Annotated in this window: 20 protein-coding genes and 2 tRNA genes; 12 read left to right on the top strand and 10 right to left on the bottom strand. The window is 72.5% G+C overall.

Going from position 1 to position 21,711, the window contains the following annotated elements:
• The first annotated feature begins 192 nt into the window (after window positions 1-192).
• The 4 genes from valS (at window position 193) to BEP24_RS03210 (ending at window position 5,830) form a co-directional block, all read left to right on the top strand.
• The gene (valS, locus tag BEP24_RS03225; protein WP_065960194.1) at window positions 193-2,784 is read left to right on the top strand and encodes a valine--tRNA ligase; all 2,592 of its coding nucleotides are present in this window, start codon (window positions 193-195) and stop codon (window positions 2,782-2,784) included.
• A 66-nt stretch (window positions 2,785-2,850) separates the two neighbouring features.
• Window positions 2,851-3,102 carry a hypothetical protein gene (locus BEP24_RS03220; RefSeq protein ID WP_065960193.1) on the top strand — a complete coding sequence of 84 codons (252 nt, stop codon included), beginning with the start codon at window positions 2,851-2,853 and terminating at the stop codon, window positions 3,100-3,102.
• 90 nt (window positions 3,103-3,192) lie between these two features.
• Complete coding sequence (locus tag BEP24_RS03215; protein WP_065960192.1) at window positions 3,193-3,771, top strand: TetR/AcrR family transcriptional regulator; 579 nt, start codon at window positions 3,193-3,195, stop codon at window positions 3,769-3,771.
• Between the two features lie 34 nt (window positions 3,772-3,805).
• Window positions 3,806-5,830 (top strand): M3 family metallopeptidase, encoded by a 2,025-nt coding sequence (locus tag BEP24_RS03210; protein ID WP_065960190.1) that lies wholly within the window; start codon window positions 3,806-3,808, stop codon window positions 5,828-5,830.
• Between the two features lie 253 nt (window positions 5,831-6,083).
• Here BEP24_RS03210 and clpX read toward each other — a convergent pair whose 3' ends face one another.
• Complete coding sequence (gene clpX / locus BEP24_RS03205) at window positions 6,084-7,364, bottom strand: ATP-dependent Clp protease ATP-binding subunit ClpX (protein WP_065960188.1); 1,281 nt, start codon at window positions 7,362-7,364, stop codon at window positions 6,084-6,086.
• A gap of 182 nt (window positions 7,365-7,546) precedes the next feature.
• Here clpX and BEP24_RS03200 point away from each other — a divergent pair, with 182 nt between their 5' ends.
• A complete protein-coding gene (locus tag BEP24_RS03200) occupies window positions 7,547-8,275 on the top strand; it encodes a YcnI family protein (protein ID WP_065960185.1) in 729 nt (242 codons plus the stop codon).
• Window positions 8,276-8,340: 65 nt separating this feature from the next.
• Complete coding sequence (locus BEP24_RS03195) at window positions 8,341-8,952, top strand: copper resistance CopC family protein (protein WP_065960269.1); 612 nt, start codon at window positions 8,341-8,343, stop codon at window positions 8,950-8,952.
• Window positions 8,953-9,150: 198 nt separating this feature from the next.
• Here BEP24_RS03195 and BEP24_RS03190 read toward each other — a convergent pair whose 3' ends face one another.
• The 5 genes from BEP24_RS03190 to BEP24_RS03170 all read right to left on the bottom strand — a co-directional run bounded on the left by BEP24_RS03190 (window position 9,151) and on the right by BEP24_RS03170 (window position 12,468).
• The gene (locus BEP24_RS03190; RefSeq protein WP_065960181.1) at window positions 9,151-9,810 is read right to left on the bottom strand and encodes an ATP-dependent Clp protease proteolytic subunit; all 660 of its coding nucleotides are present in this window, start codon (window positions 9,808-9,810) and stop codon (window positions 9,151-9,153) included.
• A gap of 26 nt (window positions 9,811-9,836) precedes the next feature.
• Window positions 9,837-10,463: an ATP-dependent Clp protease proteolytic subunit gene (locus BEP24_RS03185; RefSeq protein ID WP_065960178.1), complete on the bottom strand. Its 627-nt coding sequence runs from the start codon at window positions 10,461-10,463 to the stop codon at window positions 9,837-9,839.
• 169 nt (window positions 10,464-10,632) lie between these two features.
• Entirely contained in the window at window positions 10,633-11,976 is a 1,344-nt protein-coding gene (gene tig / locus BEP24_RS03180) for a trigger factor (RefSeq protein ID WP_065960176.1), read from the bottom strand.
• Between the two features lie 36 nt (window positions 11,977-12,012).
• A tRNA-Pro gene (locus BEP24_RS03175) sits at window positions 12,013-12,089 on the bottom strand.
• Between the two features lie 55 nt (window positions 12,090-12,144).
• Entirely contained in the window at window positions 12,145-12,468 is a 324-nt protein-coding gene (locus BEP24_RS03170) for a hypothetical protein (protein ID WP_139266469.1), read from the bottom strand.
• A 54-nt stretch (window positions 12,469-12,522) separates the two neighbouring features.
• Here BEP24_RS03170 and BEP24_RS03165 point away from each other — a divergent pair.
• The 3 genes from BEP24_RS03165 (at window position 12,523) to BEP24_RS17375 (ending at window position 13,400) form a co-directional block, all read left to right on the top strand.
• Window positions 12,523-12,593 (top strand) — tRNA-Gly (locus BEP24_RS03165).
• Between the two features lie 233 nt (window positions 12,594-12,826).
• Window positions 12,827-13,150, top strand: a complete 324-nt coding sequence (locus tag BEP24_RS03160) for a hypothetical protein (RefSeq protein ID WP_065960173.1) — start codon at window positions 12,827-12,829, stop codon at window positions 13,148-13,150.
• 97 nt (window positions 13,151-13,247) lie between these two features.
• Window positions 13,248-13,400: a hypothetical protein gene (locus BEP24_RS17375; RefSeq protein ID WP_171898710.1), complete on the top strand. Its 153-nt coding sequence runs from the start codon at window positions 13,248-13,250 to the stop codon at window positions 13,398-13,400.
• Between the two features lie 277 nt (window positions 13,401-13,677).
• On the opposite strand, the gene BEP24_RS03155 is transcribed toward BEP24_RS17375, so the two are convergent.
• From BEP24_RS03155 to BEP24_RS03145, 3 genes are read right to left on the bottom strand one after another with little or no spacing between them, the layout of a single operon-like run.
• Window positions 13,678-14,553, bottom strand: coding sequence for an EamA family transporter (locus BEP24_RS03155; protein WP_083230029.1), 876 nt, complete (start codon window positions 14,551-14,553; stop codon window positions 13,678-13,680).
• Window positions 14,554-14,579: 26 nt separating this feature from the next.
• Window positions 14,580-15,242 (bottom strand): response regulator transcription factor, encoded by a 663-nt coding sequence (locus tag BEP24_RS03150; protein WP_065960171.1) that lies wholly within the window; start codon window positions 15,240-15,242, stop codon window positions 14,580-14,582.
• Window positions 15,243-15,280: 38 nt separating this feature from the next.
• A complete protein-coding gene (locus tag BEP24_RS03145) occupies window positions 15,281-16,861 on the bottom strand; it encodes a sensor histidine kinase (protein ID WP_083230034.1) in 1,581 nt (526 codons plus the stop codon).
• A gap of 141 nt (window positions 16,862-17,002) precedes the next feature.
• Here BEP24_RS03145 and BEP24_RS03140 point away from each other — a divergent pair, with 141 nt between their 5' ends.
• Complete coding sequence (locus BEP24_RS03140; RefSeq protein ID WP_065960168.1) at window positions 17,003-18,001, top strand: hypothetical protein; 999 nt, start codon at window positions 17,003-17,005, stop codon at window positions 17,999-18,001.
• 145 nt (window positions 18,002-18,146) lie between these two features.
• On the opposite strand, the gene BEP24_RS03135 is transcribed toward BEP24_RS03140, so the two are convergent.
• The gene (locus tag BEP24_RS03135) at window positions 18,147-19,553 is read right to left on the bottom strand and encodes a serine hydrolase domain-containing protein (protein ID WP_065960167.1); all 1,407 of its coding nucleotides are present in this window, start codon (window positions 19,551-19,553) and stop codon (window positions 18,147-18,149) included.
• A gap of 33 nt (window positions 19,554-19,586) precedes the next feature.
• Here BEP24_RS03135 and BEP24_RS03130 point away from each other — a divergent pair, with 33 nt between their 5' ends.
• Both BEP24_RS03130 and BEP24_RS03125 read left to right on the top strand, forming a co-directional pair.
• The gene (locus BEP24_RS03130; protein ID WP_065960164.1) at window positions 19,587-20,240 is read left to right on the top strand and encodes an FMN-binding negative transcriptional regulator; all 654 of its coding nucleotides are present in this window, start codon (window positions 19,587-19,589) and stop codon (window positions 20,238-20,240) included.
• Complete coding sequence (locus tag BEP24_RS03125; protein WP_065960163.1) at window positions 20,237-21,709, top strand: amidohydrolase family protein; 1,473 nt, start codon at window positions 20,237-20,239, stop codon at window positions 21,707-21,709. Before BEP24_RS03130 ends, BEP24_RS03125 begins: the two co-directional genes overlap by 4 nt.
• Window positions 21,710-21,711 lie beyond the last annotated feature (2 nt).

Genomic DNA, 21,711 nt, shown 5'->3' with positions numbered 1-21,711 from the left:
CGCCGGACAAACCCCGACAGACTAGCAGCCGCCCTCCAGCGTGTCCTCCCCTCCCCTGTGGTACGCGCACACCGCGGCGGGTGCAGCGCCGGGACCCGCTCCGGTACGATCGACCCGCCGTGCAGTGCGCGCGGACACTCAGGCACCTCACCACGGACTCGGTGCCGCACACATCGATCGAGAGGCCCTGCCATGTCGAAGCCCATGCCCGAGAAGCCCACCGTCGACGGACTCGAGCAGGTCTGGGGCCCGGTCTGGGAGCAGGACGGCACCTACCGGTTCGACCGCGACAGCGCCACGAAGGACGCCGTCTACTCGATCGACACCCCGCCGCCGACCGCCTCGGGCTCGCTGCACATCGGTCACGTGTTCTCGTACACGCACACCGACCTCAAGGCCCGGTACGAGCGCATGCGCGGCAAGCACGTCTTCTACCCCATGGGCTGGGACGACAACGGCCTGCCCACCGAGCGCCGCGTGCAGAACTACTACGGCGTCCGCTGCGACCCGCAGCTCCCCTACGACCCGGCCTTCGTCCCGCCGTTCGAGGGCGGCGACGGCAAGTCGAGCAAGGCCGCCGACCAGGTGCCGGTCTCGCGTCGCAACTTCATCGAGCTGTGCGAGCGCCTGACCGTGCAGGACGAGCAGCAGTTCGAGCACCTCTTCCGCACGCTCGGCCTGTCGGTGGACTGGACGCAGTCGTACCGCACCATCGACGACACCTCCCGCGCGAGCGCCCAGCGCGCCTTCCTCCGCAACCTCGAGCGCGGCGAGGCCTACCAGGCCGACGCCCCGACGCTCTGGGACGTCACGTTCCGCACGGCCGTCGCGCAGGCCGAGCTCGAGGACAAGGACATGCCCGGCGCGTACCACGGGCTGGCGTTCCACCGCACCGACGGCGGCGAGGACGTCGTCATCCAGACCACCCGCCCCGAGCTCCTGCCCGCGTGCGTCGCCCTCGTCGCGCACCCGGACGACGAGCGCTTCCAGGACCTGTTCGGCACGACCGTCCGCTCGCCGTTGTTCGACGTCGAGGTCCCCGTGCTCGCGCACCACCTCGCACAGCAGGACAAGGGCGCCGGCATCGCGATGGTCTGCACCTTCGGCGACACGACCGACGTCGTGTGGTGGCGCGAGCTGCAGCTGCCGAACCGCGCGATCATCGGCTTCGACGGCCGCGTCCGCTCCGACGAGCCGGCGTGGATCGAGAGCGCCCGCGGCAAGGAGCTCTACGCGGAGATGGCCGGCAAGACGGTGTTCTCGGCGAAGAAGGTCCTCGTGGACGCCCTCACCGAGTCCGGCGAACTGGTCGGCGACGTGAAGACCATCACCCACCCGGTGAAGTTCTTCGAGAAGGGCGACAAGCCCCTCGAGATCGTCTCGACCCGCCAGTGGTACATCGTGAACGGCGCGCGCGACGAGCAGCTCAAGGAGACGCTCCGCAAGCGCGGCGAGGAGATCGCGTTCCACCCCGACTTCATGCGCGTCCGGTACGACAACTGGGTCGGCGGGCTGTCCGGCGACTGGCTCATCTCGCGCCAGCGGTTCTTCGGCGTGCCGATCCCGGTCTGGTACCCGCTCGACGGCGACGGCAACCCCGTGTACGACCAGCCGATCGTCCCGACCGAGGCCCAGCTGCCGGTCGACCCGGCGGCCGAGCCGGCCCCGGGATACGAGGAATCCCAGCGCGGCCAGGCCGGCGGGTTCCAGGGCGAGCTCGACGTGATGGACACCTGGGCGACCTCGTCGCTCACGCCGCAGCTCGCGGGCAAGTGGGAGACCGACACGGAGCTGTACGACCTGGTCTACCCGTACGACGTCCGCCCGCAGGCGCAGGACATCATCCGCACCTGGCTGTTCACGACCGCGCTCCGCAGCCAGCTCGAGGCCGGCGTCGCGCCGTGGAAGCACGCCAGCATCTCCGGCTTCATCGTCGACCCCGACCGCAAGAAGATGTCGAAGTCGAAGGGCAACGTCGTCACCCCGCTGTCGATCCTCGAGCAGCACGGCGCCGACGCGGTCCGCTACTGGGCCGCCTCCTCCAAGCTCGGCACCGACGCGGCCTTCGACCCGCAGAACCCGAAGCAGATCAAGGTCGGCCGTCGTCTCGCGATCAAGGTGCTCAACGCCGCGAAGTTCGTCTACGGCTTCCCGCTGCCCGAGGGCGCCACGAGCGTCACCGAGCCGCTCGACGTCGACGTGCTGGCCGAGCTGGGCGCCGTGGTCGACCAGGCCACCGCGGCCTTCGACGCGTTCGACCACGCCCGGGCCCTCGAGGTCACCGAGCGCTTCTTCTGGACCTTCTGCGACGACTACCTCGAGCTCGTGAAGGAGCGTGCCTACGGCACCGCGGCCGACGCGACGCACGAGACCCAGGCGAGCGCGGTCCTGGCGCTGCGCGCCGCGATCGACGCGCTGCTCCGTCTGCTGGCACCGTTCCTCCCGTTCGCGACCGAGGAGGTGTGGGCCTGGACCCACGACACCAGCGTGCACCGCGCCTCCTGGCCGACGCGGGCCGAACTGCCCACCCAGGCCGAGCCGACCGGGCTGCTCGGTGCCGTCGGACAGGCGCTCATCGGCATCCGCGGCGCGAAGACGGCCGCCAAGGCCTCCCAGAAGACGCCCGTGACGCGTGCGGTGGTCGCGGCTCCGCCGGAGCAGCGCGTGCTCATCGAGCGCGCGGCGGTCGACCTGGCGGCCGTCGGCCGCATCGAGAACCTGTCGTTCACCGACGGCCCGGAGCTCGCGGTGACCGAGATCGAGCTGGCGGAACAGCAGGCGTAGCGTCGCCCCCACGGGCCGGGTCGCGTCCGCGACCCGGCCCGTCCACACCCACCCCTGGAGGCACGGATGCAGTTGGGCACACGCTGGAACGTCGGTGGGCAGCCGCCCGCGCGACTGCCCGAGACGATGGTCGTCGCCGTGCGCGGCGTCGAGGACGAGCTGGCAGCGGCCTCGGTGGACGCGTCCACCTGGGGCTGGACGCTCACCTTCCTCGAGGGCAAGCCGATCGTCGAGCTCGACGACGGCACCTCGATCCACCTCGACCCGGCCGGGCACGCGCAGGTCACCGACCCGGACGACGCGGCCGAGGAGGACTGAGCCGGGCACCGGGCCCCGGCGTAGAGTGAGAACCGTCGTTCCCGGCGCTGACCCGGCGGGGACGGACCGGATCAGGGAACGGGGCACGCGATGGTCAGCAGGGTCGACCCGGCCGTCCGGGACCACATCGTCGAGGTGGCGGACGAGCTGTTCTACGCCCGCGGCATCCAGACGGTCGGCATGGACGAGATCCGGACCGGTGCCGGCGTCTCGCTGAAGAAGCTCTACGCGGCGTTCCCGGGCAAGGACCGGCTGGTCGCCGCGGTGCTCGGCAGCCGGCACGACCTGTGGGAACGGGGCGTGCACGGCGCGGTCGACGCCGCCACCACCCCGCGGGACAAGCTGCTGGCCGTGTACGACTTCCTCGAGTCGTGGTTCGGGGACGACACCTTCCGGGGCTGCGGGTTCATCAACGCGTTCGGCGAGCTCGGGGCGACCTCCGACGCGGTCGCCGAGATCGCGCGTGAGCACAAGGCGTCGTTCCAGCGGTACGTGGCGTCGCTCACGTCGGGGCTCGTCGAGGACGCGGGGCGGGCCGAGGTCCTCGCCGCGCAGCTCGCGCTGCTCGCCGAGGGGGCGCAGACGACGGCGGCGATCGCGGGGACCACCGAGCCGGCGGCGCACGCGCGCGCGGCGGCCGAGACCCTGATCGACGCCGCGACGCGCTGACGCAGCCCGTGTGGTGCGTCCGTAGGGTGGCTGCATGGCAACCCCGTTCGACGAACCGAGCACGCTCCCCTACGCCCTCCCGCCCTTCGACGACGTCCGGCTCGAGCACTTCCGTCCCGCGTTCGACGCCGGCATCGCCGAGCAGCGCGCCGAGGTCGACGCGATCGCCACGGACCCGCAGGCCCCCACGTTCGAGAACACGCTCGTCGCCCTCGAGCGCTCCGGGCAGCTGCTGGCGCGCGTCGGGCACGTCTTCTGGACCCTGACCGGCGCCGACTCCACGCCCGAGCTCAGGGACCTCGAGGCCGAGCTCTCCCCCGTGCTCGCCGCGCACCGCGACGCGATCACCCTCGACGCGCGGCTGTACGCCCGGGTGGCCGCGGTCCGCGACGACCTGGCCCGAGCGGACCTCTCCGCCGAGGACCGCCGGCTCGTCGAACGCGTGCACACCGAGATGACCCTCGCGGGCGCCGGGCTCGACGCCGCCGGCAAGGAACGCCTCACCGCGATCAACCAGGAGCTGTCGACGCTGAGCGCGACGTTCGAGCGGAACCTGCTCGACGAGACGAACGACCTCGCCGTGCACGTCACCGACGAGGCCGAGCTCGACGGGCTCGACGACGGGGCCCGCTCCGCCGCCGCCGGGGCCGCCGCCGACCGCGGACTCGACCGCTGGCTCGTCACCCTGCCGCTGTACACCGGGCACCCGTGGCTCGGCTCGCTCACCCACCGCGGCCTGCGCGAACGCATCATGCGCGCGTCGCTGTCCCGCGGTCGGCGCGGGAACGACCACGACAACCGTGACGTGCTGCTCCGGATCGTCCGGCTCCGCGCCGAGCGCGCCGAACTGCTCGGGTACCCGGACCACGCGTCGGTCGTCACCGCTGACGAGACCGCCCGCACGCCCCAGGCCGTCGACGGGCTGCTGTCGTCGCTCGTGCCCGCCGCCGCCGCGAACGCCGAGGACGAGCGCGCCGTCCGGTCCCGGGCCGTCGGGTTCGAGGTCGAGGCGTGGGACTGGGCGTACGCCACCGAGGTCCTCCGTGGCGAGCAGTTCGCCGCGGACAGCTCGGCGCTCCGACCGTACTTCGAGGCCGACCGGGTGCTCCGCGACGGGGTGTTCCACGCCGCCGGGGAACTGTACGGCCTGCGCTTCACCGAGCGGCCGGACCTGCACGGGTACAACGACGAGGTGCGCGTCTTCGAGGTGCGCTCGGAGGACGACGAACCCGTCGGCCTGTACCTGCTCGACCTCTACACGCGCGACGGCAAGCGCGGCGGCGCGTGGATGCACCCCGTCGTCGAGCAGTCGCACCTGCTCGGCACGCTGCCCGTCGTCGTGAACAACCTCAACGTCGCGAAGCCCGCCGCCGGGTCGCCGACCCTGCTCGTGCAGGACGAGGTCGAGACGCTGTTCCACGAGTTCGGCCACGCGCTGCACGGACTCATCGCCCGGACGACGTACCCGCGGTTCTCGGGCACGAACGTCGAGCGCGACTTCGTCGAGTTCCCCTCGCAGGTGAACGAGATGTGGGTGACCTGGCCCTCGGTGCTCGCGAACTACGCGAAGCACCACGAGACCGGCGAACCGCTGCCGCCCGAGCTCGTCCTCGGCCTGAGCGACTCGGCCGGCTTCAACGAGGGCTTCTCGACCACGGAGTACCTCGCGGCAGCCCTGCTCGACCAGGCGTGGCACCGTCTGTCCGCCGCCGAGGCCGCCGCGGTCACCGACGTCGAGGACTTCGAGCGCCGTGCCCTCGCCGACGCCGGGGTGGACGTCCGGGCGGTGCCGCCGCGGTACTCGTCGACGTACTTCGCGCACACGTTCTCGGGCGGGTACGACGCCGGCTACTACGGCTACATCTGGTCCGAGGTGCTCGACGCGGACGCGGTGGAGTGGTTCCGGGAGCACGGCGGCCTCTCCCGCGAGGCCGGGCGCCGCTTCGCGACCACCGTGCTCGGGGTCGGCGGGGCGCAGGACCCGCTCGAGGCCTACCGCGCGTTCCGCGGCCGCGACGCCGAGGTCGGGCCGCTGCTGCGCCGCCGCGGGCTGGAGTAGCGCGCAGGCGGCCCCGCGGCCGCGACCCGGTCGGCCCGGTCGGGCCCGCCCGAGCACCGCGCACAACGGGAAGCACCTCGCGCCACGGAATCCCGTGGTGCGAGGTGCTTCCCGTTGTGCGGCGCGTCACCGCCGGGGACGCCCGCGGTGCCGGGCCACGCGGCGCGGCCACCACCGGGGACGCGCGCGACCCGACCGCACACACGACGACGGCCCGACCCCCTCGGGGGCCGGGCCGTCTCGGGACCGCGCGCTACGCCGACTTCTCGACGCGCTTCGCCCGCGGGCGGGGCACGATGGTCGGCGCAGCGTTCTCGAGCACCGACTCGCGGGTGATGACCACCCGGGCGACGTCGTCGTCCGAGGGCACGTCGAACATGACCGGCCCGAGGACCTCCTCGAGGATGGCCCGGAGCCCGCGAGCACCGGTCTGCCGCAGGACGGCGAGGTCCGCGATCGCCTCGAGTGCCCCGCGGTCGAACTCGAGCTCGACGCCGTCGATCTGGAACATGCGCTGGTACTGCTTCACGAGCGCGTTCTTCGGCTCGGTCAGGATCTGCATGAGCGCCGCCTGGTCGAGCTGCGACACCGTGGTCACGACGGGCAGACGACCGATGAACTCGGGGATGAGGCCGAACTTGTGCAGGTCCTCGGGCAGGACGTCGGCGAACAGGTCCTGCTGGTCGAGCGGGCTGTGCAGCGGCGCACCGAACCCGATGCCGCGCTTGCCCACGCGCGAGGACACGATGTCCTCGAGCCCGGCGAACGCCCCCGCCACGATGAACAGCACGTTCGTCGTGTCGATCTGGATGAACTCCTGGTGCGGGTGCTTCCGGCCGCCCTGCGGCGGGACCGATGCCGTCGTCCCCTCGAGGATCTTGAGCAGCGCCTGCTGCACGCCCTCGCCCGAGACGTCGCGCGTGATCGAGGGGTTCTCGGCCTTCCGCGCGATCTTGTCGACCTCGTCGATGTAGATGATGCCCGTCTCGGCGCGCTTGACGTCGTAGTCGGCGGCCTGGATGAGCTTGAGGAGGATGTTCTCGACGTCCTCGCCGACGTAGCCGGCCTCGGTCAGGGCCGTGGCGTCGGCGACCGCGAAGGGCACGTTCAGGCGCTTCGCGAGCGTCTGCGCCAGGTAGGTCTTGCCGCAGCCGGTCGGCCCGATGAGCAGGATGTTCGACTTCGCGATCTCGATGTCGTCGCGGTCCTCGGCAGCGGTGATCTGCCCCTGCGCACGGATGCGCTTGTAGTGGTTGTAGACGGCCACCGCGAGGGCACGCTTCGCCGGGTCCTGCCCGATGACGTACTCCTGCAGGAAGTCGAAGATCTCGCGCGGCTTCGGCAGTTCGAAGTCGCCGCTCGCGGTGTCCTCGCCGGCCTCGGCCAGGCGTTCCTCGATGATCTCGTTGCACAGCTCGACGCACTCGTCGCAGATGTACACACCCGGCCCGGCGATGAGCTGCTGGACCTGCTTCTGGCTCTTGCCGCAGAAGGAGCACTTGAGCAGGTCAGCGCTCTCCCCGATGCGTGCCATGTCGGTGCCCTCCCTGGTTGACCGATGCGGGCAGGTGACCCGCCCGGTGCTCCGAGCCTAACCGCATCCGGTGACACCGACGGCGACGCCACCCGGTCTGTCCCGGCTCGTTCGCCCACGGCGTGCGCACCTGGTACCGTTGCCACCGCTGCTCTACAAGTTGTAGAAATCGAGAGGACCCCATGACCAAGCGCCTCGCCCTCGTCGGCACCGCGACCCTCGGCGTCACCGCCGCGATCGTCCTCGGCACCGCCGGCGCCGCCAGCGCGCACGTCGAGGCCGACGCCACGTCGACCGCCGCGAACTCGTACACGACCGCGACGTTCTCGGTCCCGCACGGCTGCGACGGCTCCCCCACGACGAAGCTCGAGTTCTCGGTGCCGAAGTCGGTGATCGAGGTCACCCCGACCGTGAACCCGAACTGGACCATCACGAAGACCACCGAGCCGTACACGAGCTCGTCGTCGAGCAGCAGCAGCGACGAGGAGGCCGCCCCCGCCGAGCGCGTCACGAGCGTGACGTACACGGCGAAGACCCCGCTCCCCGCCGACGAACGCGACACCTTCGCACTGTCGTTCTCGCTGCCCGACGGCAAGCCCGGCGACCGGGTGTCGTTCCCGGTCGTGCAGACCTGCGAGCAGGGCTCGACCGACTGGGACCAGCAGCAGACCGGCAAGGAGGAGCCCGAGCACCCGGCCCCCTCGATCGTCCTCACCGCCGCGTCCTCGTCGACGGGTGACGACGACGCCACCACGGCGACCGCGAGCACGGCGTCCGCGACGACCGGCGGCCCCGACCTGGTCGGCCGCTTCCTCGGCCTCGGCGGCCTGGTCGTCGGCGCCGTCGGCCTGGTCGTCGCCGTCGCCGCCACGCGTCGCCGCGACGCCGGCGCACGGAACACCACCAAGTGACGCCCGTGGCGGGTCGGACGGGTGTCCGGCGGTCCGACGCCGGTCGGCGGTCGGCCTGGAGGCTCGTGGCCACGTCCGCCGCGTCGGTCGCGATCGCGGGCGGTGCGGTCCTCGGGCTCGCGGCCCCAGCCAGCGCGCACAACTACCTGGTGTCCTCGACCCCGGCGGTCGGCGGGACGCTCACCGAGCTGCCCGCCCGGTTCGACATCACGACGAACGACCGGCTCCTGGCTATCGGCGGCTCCGACTCTGGTTTCGCCTTCCGCGTGCTCGGACCCGACGGCCGGTACTACGAGGACGGCTGCGTCGCGGTGGACGGCCCCTCGATGACCACGAAGGCCGCGCTCGGCGCCTCCGGGAAGTACGAGGTCGAGTGGCAGATCGTGTCCGCCGACGGCCACACCGTCTCGGACCGCTACGACTTCACGTGGGACGCCCCCGCCGGCTTCTCCCCCGCAGCCGGCACGACGAAGCCGCCCACGTGCGCGACCGACCGCGGTGCGACCGCCGGTGCCGAGTCGGACCCGGGCACCACGACCGCGGGCGGCGACTCGACCGCGTCGGACGCGCTGTGGATCGGTGCCGGCGGCGTCGTGCTCGTCGGGCTCGTCGTCGCGGTCCTGCTGCTCCTGCGCCGTCGTCCCGCCCCCACGCCCGACGACCCCGACGAGGACTGACCGGCACCCACGTCGACGTGCAACGACGCCGACGTGCACCGACGACGACCGGCACCGACGTCGACCGGCACCGACGCACCGGACCCGCACCGCGCCTCCCGTCCGGCACGTCGCACCACGCGACGGACGCGACCCGCACGCACCCCGCGCACGACGAAGGCCCCGCACCGGACGGTGCGGGGCCTTCGTCGTGGCCCGCTACTTGACGAGCGCCGGCAGGTTCTTGCGGCTCGTGAGGACCTGGTCGATCAGGCCGTACTCGAGGGCTTCCTGCGCCGACATGATCTTGTCGCGCTCGATGTCGTTGTTGACCTCGGCCGCCGTCTTGTTCGAGTGCTTCGACAGCGTCTCCTCGAGCCAGGTGCGCATGCGGAGGATCTCCGCCGCCTGGATCTCGATGTCCGACGCCTGACCGCCACCCTGCTGCACGGCGGGCTGGTGGATGAGCACCCGGGCGTTCGGCAGCGCCAGACGCTTGCCGGGGGTACCGGCAGCGAGGAGCACCGACGCGGCCGATGCGGCCTGACCGAGGCAGACCGTCTGGATCTGCGGGCGGATGTACTGCATCGTGTCGTAGATCGCCGTCATCGCGGTGAACGAGCCACCGGGCGAATTGATGTACATCACGATGTCGCGGTCCGGGTCCATCGACTCGAGCACGAGCAGCTGGGCCATGACGTCGTCGGCCGACGCGTCGTCGACCTGGACGCCGAGGAACACGATGCGGTCCTCGAACAGCTTCGCGTACGGGTCCTGACGCTTGAAGCCGTAGGCCGTGCGCTCCTCGAAGCTGGGGAGGATGTAGCGATCGGACGGAGCCGGGACGTTCTGCGCGCCACCGAGCATGGGGAGGTGCATTCTCGTTTCCTTCTCTTCGGTGGTGGTCAGTGGGAGTCGGGCTCGGCGGCCGCGGTCGGCGTCTCGCCGTCACCCACGGTGCCGCCACCACCGACGACCTCGGCGCTCGAGGCGCGGAGGTGGTCGACGAAGCCGTACTCGAGGGCTTCCTGCGCCGTGAACCAGTTGTCGCGGTCGTTGTCCTTGAGGACCTGCTCGATCGACTTGCCGGTCTGCTCGGCCGTGAGCTCCGCCATCCGCTGCTTCATGTCGAGGATGACCTTGGCCTGCGTCTGGATGTCGGCAGCGGTGCCGCCGAAGCCACCGGACGGCTGGTGCAGGAGCACGCGGGCGTTCGGGGTGATGTAGCGCTTGCCCGGGGTACCCGAGGACAGCAGGAACTGGCCCATCGAGGCGGCCAGGCCGATGCCCACGGTGACGATGTCGTTCGGCACGAACTGCATCGTGTCGTAGATCGCCATGCCGGCGGTGATCGAGCCACCGGGCGAGTTGATGTAGAGGTAGATGTCCTTCTCAGGGTCCTCGGCGGCGAGCATCAGCAGCTTGGCTGCGATCTCGTTCGAGTTGTCGTCGCGGACCTCGGAGCCGAGCCACACGATCCGGTCTCTCAGAAGGCGGTCAAAAACACTGGGGCTCAGTGTCGCTTCGGCCATGGAAAAGCTCCCGTTCAGTTGTCGCTTGATGTCGAACTTATCGGGTGCAACGCAGCACTTCGCCCCTGTTCGCTGTGGGCGGTGCGGACGGCGCGGGAACCGCGCCGGACGACGGACGGGAGGCACGGTGCCAGCTGGCACCGTGCCTCCCGTCCGTGACGTGCGCGCGTTACTTCGCGTCGGACTCCGCGGCCTCGTCGGCGTCGGACGCCTCGTCGGCGGCCGGCTCCTGCGCGACACCCGCCGTGAAGGCGGAGAGGTCGACGGCGTCGCCGTTGGTGTCCTTGACGGTCACCTTCGACAGGACGGTCGCGACCGCCTTCGAGCGGGCGACCTCGCCGACCATGCCCGGGATCTGACCGTTCTGGTCGATCACCTTGATGAACTCGGCGGGCTCCATGCCGTACTGCGCAGCGGCCTGGATGAGGTACTGCGTGAGCTCCTCCTGCGAGACCTGGATCTGCTCCTGCTCGGCGATGGCGTCGAGGAGGATCTGCGAGCGGAAGGCCTTCTCGCTGGACTCGGAGACCTCCTTGCGGTGCTCCTCGTCCTCGAGACGGTTCTCCTGCTCGAGGTGACGGTGCACCTCGTCCTCGATGAGCTGCGCGGAGATCGGGATCTCGACGTCCTCGATGAGCTTCTCGACGAGCTTGTCGCGAGCCGCCGCGCCCTGACCGAAGGTCTTGGACTTGGCGATCTGCTCCTTGAGGTCGGCCTTGAGCTCGTCGATCGTGTCGAACTGGCTGGCGATCTGGGCGAACTCGTCGTCGGCCTCGGGGAGCTCGCGCTCCTTGACGGCGGTGACGGTGACCGCGATCTGGGCGGTCTCGCCCTCGCGGTCGCCACCGACCAGGGTCGACTCGAAGGTCGTCGACTCGCCGGCGGTCAGGGACTCGAGCGCCTCGTCGATGCCCTCGAGCAGGTCGCCCGAGCCGATCTCGTAGGAGACGCCGGTGGCCGAGTCGACCTCGTCGTCACCGATGGTCGCGGTGAGGTCGATCTGGGCGAAGTCGCCGGTCTTGGCCGGACGGTCCACCGTGACGAGCGTGCCGAAGCGGGTGCGCAGGTTCTGCAGCTCCTCCTCGATCTCGTCGTCGGAGACCTCGACCGCGTCGACCGTCAGCTCGTACGCGTCGTACTTCGGCAGGTCGAACTCGGGGCGGACGTCCACCTCGAAGGTGAGGACGAGGTCGCCCGTGAAGTCCTTCACGTTCGGGAGCTCGGCGACGTCAGCCTCGGCACGGCCGAGGATGCGCAGCTCCTGCTCCTCCACCGCCTGGCGGTAGAAGGTGTCGATCGCGTCGCCGACGGCGTGGTTCAGGACCTCGCCGCGGCCGACACGCTGGTCGACGATGGCCGGCGGGACCTTGCCCTTGCGGAAGCCGGGGATGTTGATCTGCTCGGCGATGTGCTTGTACGCGTGGTCGATGCTCGGCTTGAGATCTTCCGGCGTCACGTTCACGGTGAGCTTGACGCGGGTGTCGCTCACCTTGTCGACGGTGCTGGTGGCCAAGGGATGTACTCCTGTTGGTTGACGTTCGAGTGGACCTGGTCGGGGCGACAGGATTTGAACCTGCGACCTCCCGCTCCCAAAGCGGGCGCTCTACCAAGCTGAGCTACGCCCCGTGACTGGGCCAGGGTCGTCGCGCGCACCACGAGGGCACGCACGACCGCGACGAGTCTAGCGGTCCGTCGGTGACTGGTTCCCGGGCGGCGTGGCGGGCCCGTCCGCATCGCCCTCGGCACGTCGCCGGAGCACCCGTCGCCACTGCACACCCACGGCGACCTGCACCCCGAGCGCGGCGACCACGAGCACGATGCCGACGACGATCCGCCACACGTGCAGCACGGCGTGCCACGGTGCGCCCTGCGGGTCGCCGAACACCTCCGGCCGGAGCGAGAACACCACCGCGGCGGCCGTCAGGAGCAGGAACGAGGCCACCCGTGAGCGCCGGATCGTCCGCGCGTCGGCATCGGTCGGCGGGAGCGTGACGCGAGGTGGCATGTCGGTGGGGCTTCGTCCGCTACGATGGTGGCGCTGCGATCACGGTCGCTGCGCGGGGATGTAGCTCAATGGTAGAGCCCCAGTCTTCCAAACTGGCCACGCGGGTTCGATTCCCGTCATCCCCTCTGTGTCTTCCAGTGCTCCGCACGGTCGTCGGTTGCTCGTCCTGGTGTCGCTGGGCGGTGGTCCGATCGAGCCGGTGCTCCGCACGGTCGTCGGTTGCTCGTCCCGGTGGCGACCCGCAGCTGCGCCTCCCGCGCTCCCCTCGCGGGCGCCGACACGCCCCACCGCCGATCCACCGCCCGCAGTGCCGCGCGCCGGACTTGACGCCGGTTCGAACACACGTTCGAATACCGTCGTGGGACGGCGTCGCGAGAACCGGTGGCAGCCCCCGGAACACCCGGAGGTCGAACGCCCGCGCGCCTACTCCCTGTCGGAGGACGCCCGCGGGCCCGACGTCTGCCACGCCGTCACCCCGTCGCCGGTCTGGGCCTGGGTGCAGTTCCCGACGTTCCACATCCGCGTGAAGGGCTTCGCGAAGAGCTGGACCCGCGACGCCGTCCTGGTCGAGTGGGCGCAGTTCGGACAACAGGCGGACGCGTGGGTCTGGCGATCCGCCGTGAAGCACCGCGCTCTGCGGACAGAACGGACCGACGGCCGTCCCCCTGACGCACCGCGTTGACTTCCGGCCCGCACCCGAGGATCGTTCGGTGGACACGGAGTGGCCGAACTACTCAATCATCGAGTAGTTCGTCTGCGCCACGACCCGAGGAGGCACCGTGAAGAAGACCGAGGTGCCGTCCTGGGTGGCGCACGTGCTGACCCCGCCGGAGGTCGTCGCCGCGTTCGTCGAACGCCGGGTGAACGACCCCGCGCTCCTGTCCGGCGACCGGTCGGAGCCGACGTACGCCGACTTCCTGCGCGCCGAGTAGCGCGGCGCCACGGCGCCGACGGACCGGCCGGGAGGCGCGGCTGCGGTCCGCCTTCGCCGCGTGCGTCCACGACGTGGTGCGGTCGCCCGCCCGGCGAGCGTCCGGCGCGGCGGCGTGCATCCCGACGTCGCGGCGACGCTGCTCCCGGCTGCCACGGGGCGGGCGTGGGCCGGTGGTGTGACGCGGTCCGCGCCTCCCGGCCGACGCGGGACGGACCGTGAGCCGACCGTGCGACTCGAGCCGCGCCTCCCGGCCGTCCCGTGCGCGACGCGAGGGGTCAGGCGTCCGAGGGAGCGCCTGTCGGACCGGACCCGCGCCGACGCCGCGCGGTGAGCGTCACGCCGACGCTCGCCGCGGTGACGCAGGCGAGCGCGACGACCTCGAGCGTCGAGAGCGCCTCGCGCAGGATCGCGAGTCCGGCGAGGGCGGCGATCGCCGGACCGAGGCTCTGCAGCACGCCGAACACCCGGGTCGGCATGCGGCGCAGCGCGGACATCTCGAGGGCGTAGGGCAGCACGCTGGACAGCACGGCGACACCGCCGAACACGAGGAGCAGCGACGGGTCGGCGACGACGCCCTCGGCCGCGGTGCTGAGGCCGAACGGCAGCGACACGAGCATCGCGACGACCATCGACACCGCGAGGCCGTCGACCCCCGGGATCGCGGCACCGACCCGGCGGTTCATCACGATGTAGCCCGCCCAGCAGGCCGCGGCCGCGATCGCCGCGAGGACACCACCCACCGCGGTGACCGCGGAGGGCCCGACGCCGAGGAGCACGACGCCCGCGAGTGCGAGCGCCGCCCACGTCACGTCCCGCCACCGCCGGGTGTGCACGAGCGACAGCGCCAGGGGGCCGAGGAACTCGATCGTCACCGCGACGCCGATCGGGATGCTCGCGAACGCGACGTAGATGAGGACGTTCATGCCGCCGAGCGCCAGGCCGAGCAGCACCGCCGCGGTCCACTGCGCCCGGGTCCAGTGCCGGACGCGCGGACGCACCACCAGCACGAGGACGACGGCGCCGATCACGAGCCGGAGCGTCGCCGCACCGACCGAGCCGACCTCGTCGAAGCGGGTCTTCGCCGTCGCGGCACCGAGCTGCACGGACACCATCGCGGCGAGCGCCAGCAGCGGTGCGGGGACGCGGGTCACGGGTGGACGGGCACGGTCGGGGCCGGTCAGCCGAGGTACGCCAGGACGGCGAGGACGCGGCGGTGGTCGGCGCCGGTGTCCTCGAGCCCGAGCTTGCCGAAGATGCTCGTGACGTGCTTCTCGACGGCGCCGGTGCCGATGACGAGCGTCCGGGCGATCGCGGCGTTCGTGCGGCCCTCGGCCATCAGCCCGAGGACGTCGCGTTCGCGGGGCGTCAGGGCGGCGAGCGGGTCCCGACGGCGGCCCATGAGCTGCGTGACGACCTCGGGGTCGAGCACGGTGCCGCCGGCGGCGATGCGGCGGACGGCGTCGTCGATCTCGTCGAGTCGGGTGACGCGGTCCTTGAGCAGGTAGCCGATGCCCGTGGCGCCGGCTGCGAGGACCTCCTCGGCGTAGGTGGCCTCGACGTACTGGGAGAGCAGGAGGACACCCGTGCCCGGGGCGGTGCGGCGGGTCTGCACGGCGGCGCGGACCCCCTCGTCGGTGAAGGTCGGCGGCATCCGGACGTCCATCACGACCACGTCGGGGGCGTCGTGCGGCAGGGTCGCGAGGAAGGAATCCGCGTCTGCGTACTGCCCGACGACGTCGATGCCGGCCTCGTCGAGCACGCGGGACAGCCCCTCGCGCAGGAGGACGGCGTCGTCGACGACGACGGCCCGGATGCGTGCTGCATCCGGGCCGTCGCTCATGCCGACCAGCCTAGTGGGAGCGGTGTCGCTCCCCGGGCTCAGGCGCGTGCGGTGGGCACGCCGTTCAGGGCACCGAGCGGGATCCGCGCGGTGGCCTCGGTCGGGCCGCCGTCGGGGCTGTTCACGATGAGCTCGCCGTCCAGGGCACGCATGCGTCCCATCAGCCCCTCGATGCCGTGGCCCTGCTGCGGGCGCGCTCCCCCGCGACCGTCGTCGGTCACGCTGACCGTGAGGTACCAGACGCCGGACGCGTCGACGATGAGCCCGAGGTAGACGCCCGCGGCCGAGGCGCCGGCGTGCTTCGTCGTGTTCGTGAGGAGCTCGCTGACGGTGAAGTACACGTTGCGCTGGATCTCGGTGCCGAGCTCGAGTCCCTCGGGCAGGCGAACGTCGAGGCCGACCGGGATCGGGGTGCGGGCGACGAGCGCCTCGAGGGCGGCGACGAGTCCGCGGTCGAGCAGGATCGGCGGGGCGAAGCCGCGGGACAGGGCGCGGAGCTCGTCGAGGGCGTCCTTGGCGTGCTCGGTCGCCTCGACGATGAGCTGCTTCGCCTTCGCCGGGTCGCGGTCCATCGCGCGCTCGGCTGCCGCGAGGTCCATGCGGAGCCGGACCAGGCGCTGCTGGGGGCCGTCGTGCAGGTCCCGCTCGATCTGTCGGAGCGCCTGGCCCTCGGCCGTCACGGCGCCGGCACGGGAGGCCTGCAGTCCGGCGACCCGCTGCTCGAGCTGCTCGGCGCGGAACCCGCCGAGCAGGCCGAAGTCGATCCAGTAGTGGGCGAGCACGGAGCCGCGGGACCACAGCGGGAGCAGCACGACCGAGGCGGCCATCGACAGCAGTCCGGCGAGGGCGACACCGATGACGAAGCTGGCCTCGGTGGGCCCGGAGTAACCGGACCGGACGTCGTTCACGAGGAACAGCCCACCGACGGCGATCGGCCAGGTGAACCCGACGGCCAACAGCACGCCGGTGCCGACCGTGATGAGCGCCGCGAGCGGGTACACGACCACCGCGTGCAGCAGGTACAGCCAGTAGTGCGGGTTGGCCACCGCCGAGCCCGTGCGCGTCCACCAGTTCTGCTGCCAGCGCGGGGTCCAGTCGACCGGGCGGATCGGCCGCGGGTCGGCCCAGCCGATGCGGACCTTCTCGAACTGCCCGATCCACCGCGCGACGAAGAGCGCGATGAAGAACATGAGCAGGACGAACGGGTTGAAGAGGTCGCGCAACCCGCCGCCGAGGAGCGCCGCCGGGAACGCCGCGTAGAGCGTGCAGAGCAGCACGGCGGTGAGCGCCATGTACCCGAAGTCGCGCGGCAGGCGACGCCAGGCGTCCCGGTAGAACGCGCCCGCGGTCGTGCCCGATCCGCCTCGGCCACCGAGCGACCCCACGGCGGGCGTCTCCGACCACCCGGCCGGTGCGGCCGCGGGCTGCTCGGGCACGCGCTGCTCGGGCGCGCGCTGCTCGGGCACGGGCTGCTCGGGCACGGGCTGCTCGGGCACGGGCTTCGTGGCTCCCTGCGGCACGGCGCCGTCGAGCGGGACGGTGCGTGCCTGGTCGGACGCGGCGGAGGTGTCGTCCAGCGGGACGGTCTCGGCCTGGTCGAGGCGGTCGGTTTCGGTCATGGTGCAAGCCTCGCGGAGCGCGGGCTCGAGCCCCATCCTGCCGCCTCCCGGACTCGTGGTGGGGTTGTCCCCACCCCCGGTTCCTCCACAGACCGCTCCCGACCCGGTGTCCGTCGCGCGCCGCGGTGCCACGGTCGGTGCATGACCGATGCACTCGCCGCCCTGCTCGACGTCGTCGGGCTCGACGTCCGGTACGACCGTGAGGTGTCCAGCGCCGACGGCGACTGGGCGCTCGACCTCCCGCCGTCGCACGGCCTCCGGTGGGTCGCCAGCTCGACGCACACGACGGTGTGGGTGGCGTGGCACGGCGGGGCCGAACTGGTGCGACCCGGCAGCGCACTGCTCGTGCCCGCGAGCGGCACCGGGGCGAGGAGCGGGACCGGAACCGGAAGCCGAAGCCGAGCCGGAGCCGCAGCCGGAGCCGCGGTGTGCACCGGCGTCAGGGTGGGGACGGCGCCCGGACCCCTGCCCGCGCCGGACGGCACACCGCTCGACCCGTTCCACGCCACCGGGGTGCACGTCGGCAGCGTCCGGGCCAGCCCGCTCGCCGACGAGGCCCTCGACCTCACCCGCCCCCTGCGCACCCGACCGGTCGACGCACTGTCCGAGGACGTCGTCCGGGCACTCGCCCACGTCGAGGCGCTGACCGGCCAGCGCTGGGCGGCGGCGCAGCGCGACACGCTCGCCCGCGCCGTGGTGATCGCGGTCCTGCGCGACGAACCGCCGGCGTACCTGACGGACAACGGCCTGCTGCGGTGCATCGACGCGCTGTTCGCCGACACCGGGACCTGCGGTGGCACCGGTTCCGGCCCCGGCACCGACACCGACACCGGCAGCAGCGCGGCACGCTCGGTCGCCGACGTGCTCAGGACGACGGTGCGCGGATCCCGTCGCACGGCGGAGCGGCGGTTCCGCGCCACGACCGGTTGCACCCCGGACGCCCTGCGCCGGTGGTTCCTTTCGCTCCGCATCCGTCGTGCCCTGGACGACGGACTCGACGAGGAGTCCGTCGCGACCGCGTTCGGCTTCGCGAGGGCCAGCTCGATGCGGCGCGCGCTGGCGCGGGTGACGCCCCCGAGGACCGACCGTCCGGACCCGTGGGTCCTGCCCCTGCCGGATGACGATCGATCGCGCCCGTGACGATCGATCGCGCCAGTGACGATCTCGGTGTGCGATCCCCGGGGATCTGGCACCGGGATCGTCACGGACGACGCGTGTCCTGCCGTCGCCGCCGCGGCCCACAGCCCATCGTCGCCGCCGCGGTCCGGGGGCGGGCGGCCGCGGGTCAGACGAGGGCGGCGGCGACCTCGGGGGTCTCCTCGGGGACGGACCACGGGCGGTGGGTCATGCCGCTGTCGCCCCGCACCGAGACGACCGCGCCGGACTCGTCGCGCGTGAACGTGACGAGCTCGTCGATCGAGCCGAAGCGGTTGCCGGCAGCCATCCGCAGGGTGTCCGCGTCGACGACGTCGAGCCGGACCGGGGACTCGGTCGGCACCGGCTGGGTCGGGTCGATCGCGAGCAGCCGGCCGCCGACGCGGGCGAAGTCGGTGATGCCCTCGAACGTGGTGAAGCGTCCCGTGTACCGGGAGGTGTCGACGTCCGCCGGCAGGTCGGGGCCGGCCGGGTGCTCGTCGGCCGCGGTGTCGAGCAGGTGCACGATGCCGTTCGCGAGCATCCCCGCGGGGCCGGTCGCGCTGCTCGTCAGCACCGAGACGACGAGCGACGACGCCGGGTCGAACACCGACTGGGTGATCTGGCCGGGGAAGCCACCGGAGTGCCCGCGGACCTCGCGCCCGTTGATCCGGTCGACGATGAAACCGGCGCCGTACCCGCGCGCTGCGGGGTCGGTGTCGAGGGCGCTCCAGGCCTTCCGCTGCGCCAGGCGCTTCGCGTGGTCGGACAGCAGGTCACCGCGACCGGGCACGTGCGCCGAGAAGTACCGCACCAGGTCCGAGGCGGTCCCGTGGAACCCCGTGGCCGCGGCGAGCGCCCCGGTCGTCACGTGCGGCACCCGCTGCCGGGTGCGGGCGGTGTGCAGGCCCGTGTAGCCGACGACGAACTCGTCCTCGCGGGCCGGGTCGAACTCCGGTCCGGTGCCGGTCAAGCCCAGCGGCTCGACGATCGCCGCGCGCACGTGCTCGGCGTACGTGGTACCGGTGACGGCCTCGACCACGAGCCCGAGCAGGCCGTAGCCGAGGTTCGAGTAGTTGAACGCGGAGCCGACGGGCACCTTCGCGCCACCCTCGACGACGAGTGCGACGAGCTGCTCGGCGTCCGGGAAGGGGTGCGCGAGGGCCCAGTGGTCGCCGTCGGCACCGTCACGGACCACCCCGCCGCCCATCTCCATGAGCTCGCGGACCGTGGCGTCCGCGACCGGGGAGCCGGCGTCGACGAGGGCCGGCACGAAGGACCCGACCGTGTCGTCGAGCCGCAGCCGTCCGGCGTCGGCGAGCTGGAGCAGCGCGGTCGCCGTGAAGGTCTTGGAGTGCGAGGCGATCCGGAACAGGTCGGTGGTGGTCAGGCGGCGGCCGGCCTCGACGTCGGCGTAGCCCCAGGCCTCGGCGAACAGTTCCTCGCCCTCGAACCCGACGGCGACCTGCACCCCGGGGAGCCGGAGCTGCCACACCTTGTACCCGATCCACTCGCGGACGTAGGGCAGGACGGACTCGTACGCGGCGCGCTTCTCCATACCGACCAGCCTGGCATGTGCCACGCTCGTCGGATGCGGCACACACCCCACTTCCTGATGACCGACGTCACCGAGGTCAAGCGCGTCGTGGCCGAGAACCCCTGGGCGACGATCGTGTCGTCCACCGAGGCGGGCGTCGTCGCCTCGCACTACCCGGTGCTGCTCGAGACACCCGGCCCCGACGACGACCCGGACGCGATCGTGCTCGTCTCGCACGTCGGCCGTCCCGACGAGGTCGCGCACGAGCTCGGTCGCCACGAGGTGCTCGTCGTGTTCCAGGGCCCGCACGGCTACGTCTCCCCCGCCTGGTACCCACCGGAGCAGTTCGTGCCGACCTGGAACCACGTCACCGCGCACCTGTGGGGCACGCCGGAGGTCCTGTCCGACGACGAGAACCTCCGGGTGCTCGGCGAGCTGGTCGACCACTTCGAGCAGGTCATGCCGGAGCCGACCTCCCTCGACGTCGACCTCGACACCGCCCGCCGGATCGCGAAGGGCACCGTCGGCATCCGCATCCGTGTCACCCGCTTCGACGCCCGCGCCAAGCTCTCGCAGAACAAGGCCCCCGAGGTGGTCGACCGGATCGTCGAGGCGCTGCGCGGCGACGGCCCGTACGCCGCCCCGGCGCTCGCCGACGAGATGGACCGGGTGCGCGGTGTGCGCGCGGACGGACGGGAGGCACGGTGACCGCGACCCTGCTCCGCACCGTCCGCCGCGTGGGCACCACCGGCGCCCCCGCCGACGTCCTGGTCGTCGACGGGCGGGTCACCGCGATCGCGCCCACCGGGACCGTCGACGTGCCGGAGGGCACCGACACCGAGGTGGTCGAGACCGACGGCGCCTGGCTCGGCCCCGGCCTGGTGGACCACCACGTGCACTTCGACCAGTGGGCCCTCGTGCGCGGCCGCGTCGACGTCGCGGACTGCACCACCGCCGAGGCCGCCGCCGACCGCCTCGCGGTCGCGGCCACCGGCGTGCGCGACGGCTCGGTCCTCGTCGGGCACGGGTACCGCGACGGGACCTGGCCGCGCCCCGCCCGACGCACGCTGCTCGACCAGGCCGCACCGGGCCTCCCGGTCGTCGTGGTGAGCGCGGACCTGCACGCGGTCTGGTGCAACGCGATCGCCCTCGCGCACTTCGCCGCCGTGCTCGGGCGGGCCCTGCCGGCCGGCGAGGACGGCGTCCTGCGCGAGCAGGACGCCTTCGACGTGACCGGCGCGCTCTCCCGCGTGCCGGACACGGTGCTCGACGCCGCCGTGTCCGATGCGGTCGAGGCGGCGACGACCCGCGGGGTCACCGCGGTCGTCGACCTCGAGATGGTCTTCGGACTCGACCGGTGGGCACGCCGGATCGCGGCCGGCACGGACGGCATCCGCGTCGCGTCGGGCGTCTACCCGGCCGAGCTCGACGACCTGCTCGCCCGGGGCCTGCGCACCGGCGACGTCGTGCCCGGCACCCGGGGCCTGCTCACGATGGGGCCGTTCAAGGTCATCACCGACGGCTCGCTCGGCACCCGGACCGCGGCGACCGCCGACGGCGCCGGACTGCTCACGTGGGCGCCCGAGGACCTCGTCCCACTGCTCCGCCGGGCCGTCGACGGCGGGCTCCTGCCGGCCGTGCACGCGATCGGCGACCGGGCGGTCAGCCTCGCACTCGACGCCTTCGAGACCGTCGGTGCGCGCGGGACCGTCGAGCACGCGCAGCTGCTCCTCGACGAGGACGTCGACCGGTTCGCGCGGCTCGGCGTCGTCGCGTCGGTGCAGCCCGAGCACGCCATGGACGACCGTGACGTCGCCGACCGGTACTGGGCCGGGTGGACCGGGCGCGCGTTCCCGTTCGCCGCGCTCGAGCGGGCCGGCGCGCGCATGCGGCTCGGCTCGGACGCGCCCGTCGCACCGCTCGACCCGTGGATCGCGATGGCGGCCGCGGTCGGACGGGACCGGGACGGCCGCGAGCCGTGGCACCCCGAGCAGCGGATGTCGCCACTCGCCGCGTGGCGCGGGTCGACGGACGGCCGCGTGAGCGTCGCCGTCGGTGACGTCGCGGACCTCGTGCTCGTGCCGACCGACCCGCTCGGTGCATCGTCGGCGACGCTCCGCACGATGCGCGTGCTCGGCACCGCGGTCGCCGGGCGCTGGACGTACCTCGACCGGTAGCG

The sequence above is a fragment of the Curtobacterium sp. UCD-KPL2560 genome (assembly GCF_001705035.1).
Lineage (GTDB): Bacteria > Actinomycetota > Actinomycetes > Actinomycetales > Microbacteriaceae > Curtobacterium.
This window is presented reverse-complemented; position numbering and strand designations above follow the sequence as displayed.

What these genes read in the sequence shown, in the direction of transcription:
- valS (WP_065960194.1), top strand. Translation starts at nt 193, where the DNA reads ATGTCGAAGCCCATGCCCGAGAAGCCCACCGTCGACGGACTCGAGCAG.
- BEP24_RS03220 (WP_065960193.1), top strand. Translation starts at nt 2,851, where the DNA reads ATGCAGTTGGGCACACGCTGGAACGTCGGTGGGCAGCCGCCCGCGCGA.
- BEP24_RS03215 (WP_065960192.1), top strand. Translation starts at nt 3,193, where the DNA reads ATGGTCAGCAGGGTCGACCCGGCCGTCCGGGACCACATCGTCGAGGTG.
- BEP24_RS03210 (WP_065960190.1), top strand. Translation starts at nt 3,806, where the DNA reads ATGGCAACCCCGTTCGACGAACCGAGCACGCTCCCCTACGCCCTCCCG.
- clpX (WP_065960188.1), bottom strand. Translation starts at nt 7,364, where the DNA reads ATGGCACGCATCGGGGAGAGCGCTGACCTGCTCAAGTGCTCCTTCTGC.
- BEP24_RS03200 (WP_065960185.1), top strand. Translation starts at nt 7,547, where the DNA reads ATGACCAAGCGCCTCGCCCTCGTCGGCACCGCGACCCTCGGCGTCACC.
- BEP24_RS03190 (WP_065960181.1), bottom strand. Translation starts at nt 9,810, where the DNA reads ATGCACCTCCCCATGCTCGGTGGCGCGCAGAACGTCCCGGCTCCGTCC.
- BEP24_RS03185 (WP_065960178.1), bottom strand. Translation starts at nt 10,463, where the DNA reads ATGGCCGAAGCGACACTGAGCCCCAGTGTTTTTGACCGCCTTCTGAGA.
- BEP24_RS03170 (WP_139266469.1), bottom strand. Translation starts at nt 12,468, where the DNA reads ATGCCACCTCGCGTCACGCTCCCGCCGACCGATGCCGACGCGCGGACG.
- BEP24_RS03150 (WP_065960171.1), bottom strand. Translation starts at nt 15,242, where the DNA reads ATGAGCGACGGCCCGGATGCAGCACGCATCCGGGCCGTCGTCGTCGAC.
- BEP24_RS03145 (WP_083230034.1), bottom strand. Translation starts at nt 16,861, where the DNA reads ATGACCGAAACCGACCGCCTCGACCAGGCCGAGACCGTCCCGCTGGAC.
- BEP24_RS03140 (WP_065960168.1), top strand. Translation starts at nt 17,003, where the DNA reads ATGACCGATGCACTCGCCGCCCTGCTCGACGTCGTCGGGCTCGACGTC.
- BEP24_RS03135 (WP_065960167.1), bottom strand. Translation starts at nt 19,553, where the DNA reads ATGGAGAAGCGCGCCGCGTACGAGTCCGTCCTGCCCTACGTCCGCGAG.
- BEP24_RS03130 (WP_065960164.1), top strand. Translation starts at nt 19,587, where the DNA reads ATGCGGCACACACCCCACTTCCTGATGACCGACGTCACCGAGGTCAAG.